Below are 12,024 nucleotides of genomic sequence, written 5' to 3'. Positions count from 1 at the left end.
AATTATATTTTTAAACTGAAAAAATGATAGTAAAGGTAGTTTCCCTTACCTATTTCACTTTTAACAGAAATTTCTCCCCCCATAAATTCTGTTATTTCTTTACAAAAGGCTAAACCCAAACCAATACTCCCCTGCTGATTGTATTGACTCTTTATACGATAGAATTTTTTAAATATATTTGAAAACTCACTCTTACTTATACCAATCCCTTCGTCCCTAAAGATAATAACAAAATTCTTTTTATTTTGTTGTATTTTAATATCTAGTATTTTCCGCTTCTGATCTGAGTATTTGTAAGCATTATCCATTAAATTTTGAAATACACTTGTTAATAATACAGGGTCGGCTAGCAAGCTGGATTTCACGTTAATGTCTTTTGATATCTTAAAATCGGTGTGCTTCAACTGGGTAGAAGCAACAATATTATCAACAAAAGAATTTAAATCTATCTCTTCTTTTTTTAGCTTAATTGTCTTATTCTCAATTTGACTAAAGGATAATAGCTTGTTCATTAAATTATTCAGTCGATCTGATTCTTGGTCCAATATATTACCATACATAGTCCGCTCCTCATCGGATAAAGACTGGGCGCTTTTAATGTTATTCCCCGCGATCTTGATCACACTCACCGGAGTCTTAAACTCATGTGTCAAATTATTGATGAAATCATATTGCAATTTAAACAACCTTCCGTTAATTTCTAAATTTCGGTAAATCAAATATAAGATTACAAGTAGTGTAATATACACGAGGGAAATTCCGAGCACAATCGGAAAAAAGCTCCGATTCACCTCCATGGATATAAAAGATTCACTTGAGCGAAAAAGTAATTTATAATCTGCTAAAGCACCTGGCAAAGGCATCTCTGTGACAAATTCTTTAATATCTGAGGTTACCGGTGCTCTGACAATTGGGACTATTTCGATACGTTCATAAAGATTGGGATAGATATTTTTGACTTCTAGAAACGTTGGATCTACATTAAACACAAACATATCTTGTTCGTAATTGACGATGTGATCTAACTTAACATCCATAATATCCTTATATACGAACAAATCATTGATTCTCGGAATGTTGAGATAGGTTATACGCCCGGGCTGTGTAGCATAAAATACCCGAAGTATATCTTTATCCGTCAATTTGGAATTGGCTTGCAATTTATCAATATAACTTGCCACCTTAATCCCCATACTATTGAGTTCTTCATTAAAAGGACCCATCTCTTCTCTTTTGGTAATATACCTTTTGCTTAACCCTCGATTATTAACAGTGAAAACAGATAATGTCTTTGGCCTGATATTTAAGCCATTGATAGAAAATCCGGCAAGTATTCTATTATCGTTACTAAAAAGCATGTCATAAAATACAATCTCTTTCACAAAAGGATAAGAGCTTAAAACGCTGTACGCATATTTCCCAGCCTCCAAAGAATCTAGATAACCCTGATAAAAAGAAACTTCAGGTACTCTATTTTGAAAAAAATCATTGAAGGGCATTAATGTTAAGTCAAATACTTCTGATTTTCTATTTGTAAATTCATTATCAACATGGTTTATCGTGTAATTTCGAGCTGCAAAAATAACGACTAAATACAAAAGCGTAACAAATGCAAAAAAGACAAAAAGCAATCCAAAGTTCTTACGATAGTTATAACTCGTTTCTTTCATCACCCTTAATTACCAATGTATTTATCTAGGAACTTCTCTAATTCTTGATAATATTGAATCACGTTCTCATCCTTTTTAAACGTTCTACCTTCTTCTTCTTTCAAAATATACTGCACTGGAATATTATTATTCTTAAGCTTTTGAACGAATTGATTAGCATCTGTGACAGAACTAAACCGATCTTTACCTCCTTGAGCAATTAAAACTGGAATCTTCACCCGATTGGAATGAAATACGGGTGAAATTTGCTTAAACATGCCCGATTCACGAATAGGATTACCGATAATTTGATAATACTTTTGCAAATATGGTTTTACATATGGTGGTATATCCCTAAAATAGGTAAATAGATTGGTATACCCAGAATAAGATACAGCACATGCATATAGATCTGAATTGAAACAAGCTGCATGGAGTGCCGAGTATCCACCGAACCCCTTCCCTACTATTGCGACCCTATCCTTATCGGCAATGCCTTCCTTAATAAGCCATTTTACACCATCAGTAATATCATCTTGAATCTTACCTCCCCATTCCTTAAATCCAGCAGACCAAAATGATTTCCCATAACCCACCGACCCACGATAATTCATTTGAAACACAACATAACCACGATTCGCAAAAAACTGTGCTTCATGATCAAAGCCCCAAACCTCTCTTTGATTGGGCCCATCATGCGGTAAAACCACAACGGGAAGATTTTTTCGTTTTTCATGCAATGGATAGGTGATAAAGCCCGTAATAATCTTACCATCTCGTGCTTGATATTTCACCAACTCTGTTTGAGACAATTCCCTGTCTTTCAGATTAGGGTTGTTATCTGTAAGCTTATGTAATTCATTATCCTGGCAGTCAAAATAATAAATTGCCCCTGGGTTAGTATCTGTATAAGTTCTGATTATAATTTTACTAAAGGTAGAGTCTGCATCAATAATATCAAATTCAGAGCCTTTTGCCTTATCCGTTATTCTTTTAAAAATTTGGGCTGTATTGCTATTGAAAAAATGACGGTTTTTTTTAGAGATAGTATACGAAGAATACATCATATCGTTCGTGAAGGATGAATAGCCCCCACGGTCAAGATCTACCTCTTTATTACTAAAAACTTCATGAATTTCCAATTTTTGATTCAAGTCGTATTCTACCAAAGACAATTTATCCCTTCCTATGTTGGAAAGTGCATAAATATTAGTCGTCGAATTTTTCACAAAACCCATGGGAATAATAGTAGACCCAAAATCATTTTTTAAAACCTGATGGAAAGGTTGCTGATTGTCTGGCCTATACATCAATGATTCTTCAACACTATCATTAGCCATCACCAATCTTACCTGACCATCATTAGAGACAAACCAAGAATTTAGATTTCCAGGATTTTGAAGAATCATTTCAGATTTTCTACCATCGATATATAGCTTATGTAAGTCAAAAATAGATGAATCCCGATTATTGATTGCCACAATAATTCCATTATCATATAATTGAGCTGGTTGAAACCCAACGGAACTTAGCCTTCATTGGCTTTATTAGTGGTTGAAGCGAATCCGTTAAAATATTAACAGAATAAAGTCTCAGACTATCATTAGAGGTTTGTTCAATTGAGAAAATTATTTCTTTATTATCCCCCCATACAAAACTATTGACATTCATGTCATTCTGATAGGTTAATTGTTTTGAACTATCTCGATTTGCTAAATTCAACAAAAAAATATTTTTACAATGATTATCCAAACCAATGTAGGCGATAAATTTACCATCTGGAGAAATCTTAAAGGAGGTTTTTTCAGGTGTTGAAAAAAAACTTTCTATAGGTATACGCTCTGTTTTATTACTCGAACAGCCAATACCTAGAAATAGTATGATAATTAATGTAGAAAATATAATGTGTGCGCGCATAAAAAACCTCATTCGTCAACCTAATCAAAGATTAAAATTAATTACCAATAACAAATCATGTGCAACTTTAATTTTACAAGAACAACTCATAATTATTGTATTTCAATATATATATTTTATATTTCAATAAGGCAATTAAAGTTTATATTTTTGTCCTCATGTATTTATATAACATATCCATCATATCAGAAGAATCTGTACATCAGGAAATAGTTTCTTGGATTAAAGAAAATCTTCTAAACAATACAACGTTTAATCCTCATTTTTTAGAAATGCTTAATTCTCCACATGAAGGAGTAACCTACTGTTTACAAATACAGGTTCCATCAGAAGAGGATATAGCGTTATTTCAACAAAATCACCTCATTCACCTTCAAAATGAGATTTTATCAAAATATAAGGATAAAGCCTTTATTTTTGATAGTACTATGAAATACTTATAAAAATAAGAGCGATATTAAATATCGCTCTTATTTTTATTCTCCTCTGCAAGCTCCCACTTCGGGTCATAGGCTATTTTTGGAGTCATTAAATGCAACAATACCAATCGGGAATAACGATAGTTGAAAGGTGCAAACATAATAATTGTTGCAAAAAGCACAACCATATATGTCCAAGGTGACTCACTTCCAGTCAATACTCCTGTTATAATTCCTAAAGTAACTACTTGGGCCACGGACAAAGCATAACTAACATACATAGCTGCGTAAAAATATCCGGGTTCGATTTCAAAAGTTAAATTACAAACCGGACATATATCATTTGTCTTTTGTTTACGAAAACCATACGCAGATCCATCAAACATATTTCCCACATGACATCTTGGACATTTTGAATGAATAAGAGCATGAAATTTAGAAGTTGGCATAGTTGCTATTTTTAAAGAATTTTTTCCTGCGATTTATTCGCCTTTGCAATACGAAATTTCTTATACCACAGAAAGCCCAAACCTGCAGCTGCTAAATAAGGAATGGCTAGTAAGAATAAAATGCCATCATTTAAACCTTTCCCTTGCGTATTACCATTCTGTGTAGAATTTTCTGCATTTAAGGAGCACATGGCACATTGTGCTTGTACTGAACTAATAGCCGTTACACTAATCGTGAAAAATAAAACAATCGTAACTAGCAAATACTTAACCGTTTTCATAATACAAAGATACTTAAAAATAGGAGAAAGTTGATTGAGATTAATCTTTAAACTTAGAAAATTTCTCCCAAAAACCGTCATGTTGCAAAGGAGCAGTTAACTTCATAGGTTCTTTTTTGATTGGGTGCACAAAATCTAGAGACCTTGCGTGCAGGCATATACTACCTTTAGAACTACCACGAGGATAACCATATTTATTATCTCCTACAATAGGGCAACCCATAGTCGATAGTTGCACACGAATCTGATGTGTGCGTCCAGTCAACGGCTCAACCTTCAATAAGTGAAAACCATTCAATTCTCCAATCAAGGAGTAATCCAATTCTGCATAACTACTATCTTTGACCTCTTTGTTAAAAGACTTAGTCACCATCTTTTCACGGTTACGCACTAACCAATTAATCAATTTCCCAGTTGGCTCTGCAGGTCTTTGTCTCACAACGGCTAGGTAGGTCTTTTTTACCAGACGCTCTTTGAAAAGTTTATTCATTCGTTCAAGTGCTTTGCTTGTCTTCGCGAAAACTATAAGACCACTTACTGGCCTGTCAAGACGATGAATAACCCCCAAAAAGGCTTCATTAGGTTTGTTGTATTTATTTTTCAAATACTCCTTAACCATTTCTTCTAAGGATTTATCACCTGTATCGTCGACTTGAACAATATCTCCTGCTCTCTTATTTATCGCGATAAGATGATTATCTTCATAGATAACATCTCTATCTGTAATACTATTCATTTATATCAAATAAAATCCAACAATAGTCATAATCAGACTATGATTAATCGAACAAAGATACGGCTAATCAGAATACCTTAAAAAAGTAAAGGACAATTTTTTGAGAAAATTGTCCTTTACTTTCATTCCTATTTTAATTTCTATTGTACAGAGTCCTTTAACAACTCTTCAGTTGCTTTTTTCGCTTCCTTCTCCTTCTTTTTGAAGAAACCTCTCAACAAAAAATTGCTTTGTAAAGCTTCCATATTTTGATCCAATTTAGCTGTACTTGTATTCAAATTACGAACAACATCTCTCAGTTGGTCACCAACTGCAGGGTCATTGATCAGGGTCCCAATGGCGTTATCCTTACTACTTAATTTGTCTGAAGCAGCATTTAAGTTTGTCATCAGCGCATTTGCTGTCTGAGAAACACCTTGCAATTGAGCCGCTGAAGCTCTTAAACTCGCAAACACTGCTGTATCTGTTGTCAGGTCGTGAACCAATCCTTTATTCGAATTCAACTTTTCTGTCAATAACACCAAGTTAGAAGTTGCTGTATTTGCTTTTGCCATTACCAGACTTATTGATTGTAGCGATTGTTGTAAAGAAGAAACCAAAGCCGTATCGGTCAACAAAGAGCCCACGACACCACGTCCTTCAACCAAGCCACGTGAAATCTCAACAAAATCAGTCGTTATTTTTGCTAAATTCTGATTGTTAAGCTGCAATGTTTCCATCATAGCCTCCATATCTGCAGCTTTCGCTGAACGAAGAAAATCATTTGCTTCAATTGAAGGTGCATTTTGAGAAACCGCCTGATATTACAATGATTTTATTACCAATAAGACCATCGGACCCTAATTTGGTAATCGCATCTTTACGAATATATTCAGAAGATTTTTCTTCGATGGTCATAACCACCTCTACGTCTTGCAAGTTCTTGAAATGAATATTTTTTATAATCCCTACTTTCACTCCTGAAAACCAAACATTGCTTCCTACTTTCAATCCTGCAACATCTGGGAAAGACGTAGCTATTTCGAAAGTCTTTGTGAATTTCTTTTGCTGGCTACCCAATACAAAAATACCCGCAATCAGAATAGCTAACCCTATAAAAACGAATAGTCCCACTATTACTGCTCTCTTATTTTCTGCTTTGCTCATTTAATTAAACAATAAAATTATAATCATAAAACGCTTTAACTCGCGCATCATTTGTTTCAAATATTTCCTTAAAAGATCCCTGTCTTTCAAACTTACCATCTAGCAGCATTACCACGCGATCTCCCACCGATTTTGCACAAGACAAATCGTGTGTAATAATAATAGAGGATGTCTTATAACGCTCTTGCACTTCATTTATCAAACTATTGATATCCAAACAAGTTATCGGATCCAAGCCTGCTGTTGGCTCATCATACATCATGATATCTGGTCTTAAGATCAATGTTCGCGCAATACCAATTCTTTTCCGCTGTCCACCAGACAATTCGGAAGGCATCTGATTAATCGCCTGAGATAATCCTACCCCTTCAAGTACATCTTCTACTTCTTTATTAATCTCTGCACGTGTCAGATTTCTTTTATTCCGAATCAGTGGAAATTCCAGATTTTCACGCACGGTCATACTATCGTATAAGGCACTATTTTGAAATGAAAAACCAATACGCAACCGCAATTGCATCAAATCTTTATCTTTTAAATCATTAACAGAGCTGCCTAGAACATGGATTGAGCCCGAATCAGGTTTCAATAAACCTGCTATCAGTTTTATAAGGACCGATTTACCCGTACCGGAACGACCCAATACAACTAAATTTTCTCCGCGATATAAATCTAAATCAACATTTCGTAAAACATGGTTCTCTCCGAATGATTTACTGACGCCACGTATCGTAATGACAGCATCTTGATAATCAATAGGTGTTTTAACTTTTTCCATATCTAACTTATTATCGATAAGATTTGCACGATGATTATTTCCTCAATAAAAACCAAGAACATAGAAGCAACAACAGCTGCATTTGCAGCCTTTCCGACCCCTTCAGTTCCTTTAGAAGAGTAATACCCACAATAGCAGCTCACCGCACCTATAGTAAATCCAAATACAACAGCTCTAAAAACCATTGCCCATATATCTTGATAACCAATTGTTTCAAATACCTGTGTAAAAAAACTCAAAAAACTCAAGTCATCTTTCGCAGCCATACTCAAATATCCGCCCAATAGCCCAACGCCTGCCACATAAAAACATAAAATCGGTATTCCGATTGTAGTTGCAATAATGCGACTGACTATTAAAAATTTAAAAGGATTCGTCCCCGATACTTCCATGGCATCAATTTGTTCTGTGACATTCATAGAAACTCAGCTCTGCCCCCACTTGCGACCCGATTTTACCCGAAGCGATCAATGCGGTAACCAGTGGCGCCAATGCACGAATAATAGCTATAGATATTAAAGATGGTAACCAAGACGTGGCACCAAACTCTTCTAAAGATGGTCGTGATTGTTTCGTAAAAACAAACCCCACAATAAAACCAGTTAAACTGATTAATGGCAAAGATTTATAACCAATCTCAAAACATTGGCGAATTATCTCTTTGAATTCATACGGAGGTGTAACTAGCTCTCGCCAAAAGCGAGTTAAGAACCGATGAATATTTGCAAATTCAGTAAAAAATGAACGAAGTTTATTTAACATTAAAATAAATATTTCCTGTGTATACTATTTTATGACACGATTGAAGGGATAAAGGTACAAAAAATAGATAATTATAATCAACCCATAATCACTTACTTTCATTGTAAGTTCACTTATAGTCTTAAAACACAACAAAATAATATGGATTAAGTTTTCTAATAAAAAAAACCAAAAGTCTAATTAAACCATAGGCCGATTTTAGGTGTCATACTTACCAAATTGAAAGAACTTATTTTTCACGATTTACAAAATTGAATTGTCATGAAAAGAATTAAACATATAAAACTGATAGCACTAACAATATTGAGTGTGCTTTTTTTTACAAATCCAAATGCAACATTTGCCCAGCGCGGGTATAACGATTACCAGAGCGATGTTTCTTTCCAAATGTTCTATGATGAACTCGCTCCTTACGGAGATTGGGTAAATGACCGAGAACATGGTTATATGTGGATTCCGGATGTAGGTCCAAACTTTCAACCCTATTCAACAAATGGCTATTGGACCATGACTGAATATGGAAACACTTGGGTATCTAACTATTCATGGGGTTGGGCACCCTTCCACTATGGCAGATGGGAGTACAATAATAATTATGGTTGGGCATGGACTCCTGATTATGAGTGGGGACCAGCTTGGGTAAATTGGAGACAGGGTTCTGGTTACTATGGTTGGGCACCTTTAGGTATCAATATTTCCATTAACTTACCGATGAATTTATGGGTATTTGTAGGGTCATCCAATATCTATAGTAACCGATTGGATCGCTATTATGTACATCCACGTAATTACAATAATTTCTATAATAAAACCACGATTATCAATAACACAATTATTGTCAACAATAGAAACTATTATGGAGGTCCGAGAAGATCGGATATTGAACGCAGTACAGGCAAACGAGTAAGCGTAAGAAATATCAATAATTCTGGAAGAGCAGGTACTTCACGTGTAACCAAAAACAGTATAGATATGTACCGTCCTAATATTGACCGCAATTCTAGAACAGATGCAAGACCAGGCCGTATTGCTGATGCTTCTTCACGTACTCGTAACAATAATTCGTCATTGCAGAATAGAAATGATAAAGTCATCTCTGGCAGAGACAATATGACAACTACCAGAGGTAACCGAGAACTCTACATTGATAACAAGGGAAACGCTACAGTAAGATCTGGTTCAAATAATAGCACAACAACACGAAACAATGATAGAGCGGCCAACAGAAATCAAAATAGCAGTAACGTAACGGGTAGTAGCCGTACTCGAGATAATTCGAATGCAACGATAAATAACTCTTCTAATACAGGCAACGCCAGAACTGAAACAAATAGTAGTTCAGTTCGCACGGATAGAACTAGGGGTAATACATCATCTTCAAAACAAGAGGAAATACGTAAGAGTGGCCAGCCTGTACAAGGACAAGCTACCAGAAGTAGCAGAAACTACGCAGACACAACCGGCCAGAAACGAACAACCAGCGAAAGTACAATCGACAACAGGTCGTGAAAACAGAAGTAACAGACCTGCACAAGGACAACAGACCAGAAGTGCACAACCTGCAAAGGTACAATCTTCGACAAGCAACGATGCTAGAACAAGTAGACCTGCACAAGGGCAACAGACCAGAAGCGCACAACCTGCAAGGGTACAATCTTCGACAACGGACCGCGGTTCTTCTTCAAGCAGAAGTTCCTCCAGTACAGTAGAAAGGAATACATCTCAATCCGAGAATAATCGTAGTAGTGGATCACGAACTCGATAATCAAAAAATAAAAAAGAGGTTTGATAAATAATATCAAACCTCTTTTTTTGTAAAAAAAATCAGTCATTGATCTATTGGTTTTCTCGAACAATTACCTTAAATTGATGTTAATTAGTAAATTTACATCCTTATTCATATTATATACGAGGCGAATGGCTCAATTAACATCCATACTAGATAACGACTTTTACAAGTTTACAATGCAATATGCTGTTGTCAAGCTCTTTCCCAAAGCAAAGGCTCGCTATCAATTTATCAATCGTGGTCAGCATAAATTTCCTGCAGGGTTTGATTTAAAATTAAGAGCCGCCATCGATGACATGGCGAGTTTAAAGTTGACAAAGGCTGAGAAAACATTTTTCGCTCAAAACTGTCCCTATATCGACCCCACTTATTTTGATTTTCTACAAGGTTATCGCTATGACCCGGATGAGATTACGATCAACCAAACTGGCGATGATCTAGAAGTTAAAATTGAAGGTTACTGGTACCGTACCATCTTATGGGAAGTGCCGATCATGGCTTTAATATGTGAACTATATTACGAAATTACAGCGCAAAAACGCCTCCCTGATAATCAGGTCATTGAAGATGCGAAAAATAAAATTGAAAAATATAAAAAACTAGATATTACAATTGCAGATTTTGGAACGCGAAGACGCCATTCTTTTCATGTTCACCAGCTTGTGGTTGAAACTTTAAAACAATATGGAGCAGGTACCTTCATTGGAACCAGCAATGTATTACTTGCTATGCAATTCCAAACGAAACCAATTGGAACGCATGCACATGAATGGTTTATGTTTCATGCGGCCAAATATGGTTACAAAATGGCAAACCTACTGGGATTGGAGCACTGGTCCGATGTCTATCGTGGCGATTTAGGAATCGCATTATCTGACACCTATACCACAGAAGTTTTTTTCAAACAATTCGACAAAAAGTTAACCAAATTATTTGACGGCGTCAGACATGACAGTGGAGACCCGTTAGAGTTCGCGGAAAAAATTATCATGCACTATGTAAGTAAGGGAATCGACCCTTTATCAAAAACCATTATTTTTTCAGATGGTCTAGATTATGATAAAGTCGCTCATATTACACAATATTGTAAAGGTAGAATTGGCTATTCCTTTGGAGTCGGTACTAATTTCACCAATGATGTAGGTTTGCCACAAATGAATATTGTCCTCAAAATGACAGAAACCCAACCAGAAGATGATGAATGGACACAAGTAATCAAGCTCTCTGATGAACCAAAGAAAAATACAGGTGATCCAGCAACCATTCAATTGGCAAAACAAATTTTAATGATTCATGAATAGAGATATATACGGCGAAGCCTTAAACGATTATTACATTCATCAAAAAGAGATAGCCCCACTGCTTTTACACAGCAGTTATGGTGATATTGAAGAGATGCCTGTAGATATTTTTTTCCGTGACGACGAAGAGATACCAGAGCTAGAATTCATAGCTCTTTCATTGTGTGATGGTCGTGTACTGGATGTTGGTGCGGGTGCTGGATGTCATAGTCTATATTTACAGGATAAGAATTTTGATGTAGAGGCATTAGAAATTTCCAATATCGCCTGCCAAATCATGCAACAAAGAGGTGTTCAAAAAATACATCATGCGGACTTTTATCAATTTGAAAACCAAAAATATGACACCCTTTTATTTTTAATGAATGGTATTGGTCTAGCAGGAGATATTGAAGGTTTTAAGAAATTATTGATCCATGCCGAAACTTTACTGACTGATAGGGGGCAACTTTTATTTGACACGTCAAATATTGATTACTTATATGAAGAGTATAAAATCAAGCGACCTGACCATTATTTTGGGGAGATCAACTTCCAATACCAATACCAGGGGAATTTTGGTGAAAAATTTAAATGGCTCTATCTTGATCAAAAAATGCTTATTAAAATATCCCATGAATTAGGTTGGGTGGTTCAGGTCTTATTCGAAGATGAACATGACCAATACCTTGTACGTATGGAAAAAAGAAAATAATTAGTTATCGCTTAAAGCGATACAATAAAAAAAACACCTTTCAGTACTTCATGCAGAAAGGTGTTTTTTAATGCGCTATGTTTAAATAAAAAAACAAGCGTCC

At 35.5% G+C, this 12,024-nt stretch carries 13 protein-coding genes and 1 pseudogene; 4 read left to right on the top strand and 10 right to left on the bottom strand.

Going from position 1 to position 12,024, the window contains the following annotated elements; genetic code table 11:
• Positions 1 to 2: 2 nt before the first annotated feature.
• The 3 genes from ACFX5U_RS03530 to ACFX5U_RS03520 are packed head-to-tail and all read right to left on the bottom strand — an operon-like array spanning position 3 to position 3,566.
• Positions 3 to 1,670 carry a sensor histidine kinase gene (locus ACFX5U_RS03530; protein WP_400262518.1) on the bottom strand — a complete coding sequence of 556 codons (1,668 nt, stop codon included), beginning with the start codon at positions 1,668 to 1,670 and terminating at the stop codon, positions 3 to 5.
• Between the two features lie 5 nt (positions 1,671 to 1,675).
• Positions 1,676 to 3,130, bottom strand: coding sequence for an alpha/beta hydrolase family protein (locus ACFX5U_RS03525; RefSeq protein WP_400262517.1), 1,455 nt, complete (start codon positions 3,128 to 3,130; stop codon positions 1,676 to 1,678).
• A 13-nt stretch (positions 3,131 to 3,143) separates the two neighbouring features.
• Positions 3,144 to 3,566 (bottom strand): hypothetical protein, encoded by a 423-nt coding sequence (locus ACFX5U_RS03520; protein ID WP_400262516.1) that lies wholly within the window; start codon positions 3,564 to 3,566, stop codon positions 3,144 to 3,146.
• A 158-nt stretch (positions 3,567 to 3,724) separates the two neighbouring features.
• Here ACFX5U_RS03520 and ACFX5U_RS03515 point away from each other — a divergent pair, with 158 nt between their 5' ends.
• A complete protein-coding gene (locus ACFX5U_RS03515; protein WP_038696311.1) occupies positions 3,725 to 4,009 on the top strand; it encodes a DUF4286 family protein in 285 nt (94 codons plus the stop codon).
• Positions 4,010 to 4,023: 14 nt separating this feature from the next.
• Here ACFX5U_RS03515 and ACFX5U_RS03510 read toward each other — a convergent pair whose 3' ends face one another.
• From ACFX5U_RS03510 to ACFX5U_RS03480, 7 genes and pseudogenes are all read right to left on the bottom strand, one after another.
• Positions 4,024 to 4,434, bottom strand: a complete 411-nt coding sequence (locus tag ACFX5U_RS03510) for a DUF983 domain-containing protein (RefSeq protein ID WP_280570320.1) — start codon at positions 4,432 to 4,434, stop codon at positions 4,024 to 4,026.
• 11 nt (positions 4,435 to 4,445) lie between these two features.
• Entirely contained in the window at positions 4,446 to 4,715 is a 270-nt protein-coding gene (locus ACFX5U_RS03505) for a hypothetical protein (protein ID WP_280570323.1), read from the bottom strand.
• 40 nt (positions 4,716 to 4,755) lie between these two features.
• Complete coding sequence (locus tag ACFX5U_RS03500) at positions 4,756 to 5,451, bottom strand: RluA family pseudouridine synthase (RefSeq protein ID WP_400262515.1); 696 nt, start codon at positions 5,449 to 5,451, stop codon at positions 4,756 to 4,758.
• A gap of 140 nt (positions 5,452 to 5,591) precedes the next feature.
• Complete coding sequence (locus ACFX5U_RS03495) at positions 5,592 to 6,173, bottom strand: hypothetical protein (protein ID WP_400262514.1); 582 nt, start codon at positions 6,171 to 6,173, stop codon at positions 5,592 to 5,594.
• A 46-nt stretch (positions 6,174 to 6,219) separates the two neighbouring features.
• Complete coding sequence (locus ACFX5U_RS03490; RefSeq protein ID WP_400262513.1) at positions 6,220 to 6,597, bottom strand: MlaD family protein; 378 nt, start codon at positions 6,595 to 6,597, stop codon at positions 6,220 to 6,222.
• A gap of 4 nt (positions 6,598 to 6,601) precedes the next feature.
• Positions 6,602 to 7,375 (bottom strand): ABC transporter ATP-binding protein, encoded by a 774-nt coding sequence (locus ACFX5U_RS03485; RefSeq protein WP_400262512.1) that lies wholly within the window; start codon positions 7,373 to 7,375, stop codon positions 6,602 to 6,604.
• A 2-nt stretch (positions 7,376 to 7,377) separates the two neighbouring features.
• Positions 7,378 to 8,137, bottom strand: a pseudogene (locus ACFX5U_RS03480) (MlaE family ABC transporter permease).
• Positions 8,138 to 8,398: 261 nt separating this feature from the next.
• On the opposite strand from ACFX5U_RS03480, the gene ACFX5U_RS03475 reads away from it, so the two are divergent.
• The 3 genes from ACFX5U_RS03475 to ACFX5U_RS03465 all read left to right on the top strand — a co-directional run bounded on the left by ACFX5U_RS03475 (position 8,399) and on the right by ACFX5U_RS03465 (position 11,921).
• Positions 8,399 to 9,646: a DUF6600 domain-containing protein gene (locus ACFX5U_RS03475; protein WP_400262511.1), complete on the top strand. Its 1,248-nt coding sequence runs from the start codon at positions 8,399 to 8,401 to the stop codon at positions 9,644 to 9,646.
• 408 nt (positions 9,647 to 10,054) lie between these two features.
• A complete protein-coding gene (pncB, locus tag ACFX5U_RS03470) occupies positions 10,055 to 11,227 on the top strand; it encodes a nicotinate phosphoribosyltransferase (RefSeq protein WP_280570343.1) in 1,173 nt (390 codons plus the stop codon).
• Positions 11,220 to 11,921: a bifunctional 2-polyprenyl-6-hydroxyphenol methylase/3-demethylubiquinol 3-O-methyltransferase UbiG gene (locus ACFX5U_RS03465; RefSeq protein ID WP_038696301.1), complete on the top strand. Its 702-nt coding sequence runs from the start codon at positions 11,220 to 11,222 to the stop codon at positions 11,919 to 11,921. Before pncB ends, ACFX5U_RS03465 begins: the two co-directional genes overlap by 8 nt.
• Positions 11,922 to 12,024: the final 103 nt, after the last annotated feature.

The sequence above is a fragment of the Sphingobacterium sp. SG20118 genome, from assembly GCF_044740685.1.
Taxonomy (GTDB): Bacteria; Bacteroidota; Bacteroidia; order Sphingobacteriales; family Sphingobacteriaceae; genus Sphingobacterium.
Note: the sequence above shows the minus strand (reverse complement) of the source record. Positions and strands in the feature narration are given on the sequence as shown.

Coding starts and splice junctions, on each gene's coding strand:
- ACFX5U_RS03530 (WP_400262518.1), bottom strand. CDS start 1,670: ATGAAAGAAACGAGTTATAACTATCGTAAGAACTTTGGATTGCTTTTT.
- ACFX5U_RS03520 (WP_400262516.1), bottom strand. CDS start 3,566: ATGCGCGCACACATTATATTTTCTACATTAATTATCATACTATTTCTA.
- ACFX5U_RS03515 (WP_038696311.1), top strand. CDS start 3,725: ATGTATTTATATAACATATCCATCATATCAGAAGAATCTGTACATCAG.
- ACFX5U_RS03510 (WP_280570320.1), bottom strand. CDS start 4,434: ATGCCAACTTCTAAATTTCATGCTCTTATTCATTCAAAATGTCCAAGA.
- ACFX5U_RS03505 (WP_280570323.1), bottom strand. CDS start 4,715: ATGAAAACGGTTAAGTATTTGCTAGTTACGATTGTTTTATTTTTCACG.
- ACFX5U_RS03500 (WP_400262515.1), bottom strand. CDS start 5,451: ATGAATAGTATTACAGATAGAGATGTTATCTATGAAGATAATCATCTT.
- ACFX5U_RS03495 (WP_400262514.1), bottom strand. CDS start 6,173: ATGATGGAAACATTGCAGCTTAACAATCAGAATTTAGCAAAAATAACG.
- ACFX5U_RS03490 (WP_400262513.1), bottom strand. CDS start 6,597: ATGAGCAAAGCAGAAAATAAGAGAGCAGTAATAGTGGGACTATTCGTT.
- ACFX5U_RS03485 (WP_400262512.1), bottom strand. CDS start 7,375: ATGGAAAAAGTTAAAACACCTATTGATTATCAAGATGCTGTCATTACG.
- ACFX5U_RS03475 (WP_400262511.1), top strand. CDS start 8,399: ATGAAAAGAATTAAACATATAAAACTGATAGCACTAACAATATTGAGT.
- pncB (WP_280570343.1), top strand. CDS start 10,055: ATGGCTCAATTAACATCCATACTAGATAACGACTTTTACAAGTTTACA.
- ACFX5U_RS03465 (WP_038696301.1), top strand. CDS start 11,220: ATGAATAGAGATATATACGGCGAAGCCTTAAACGATTATTACATTCAT.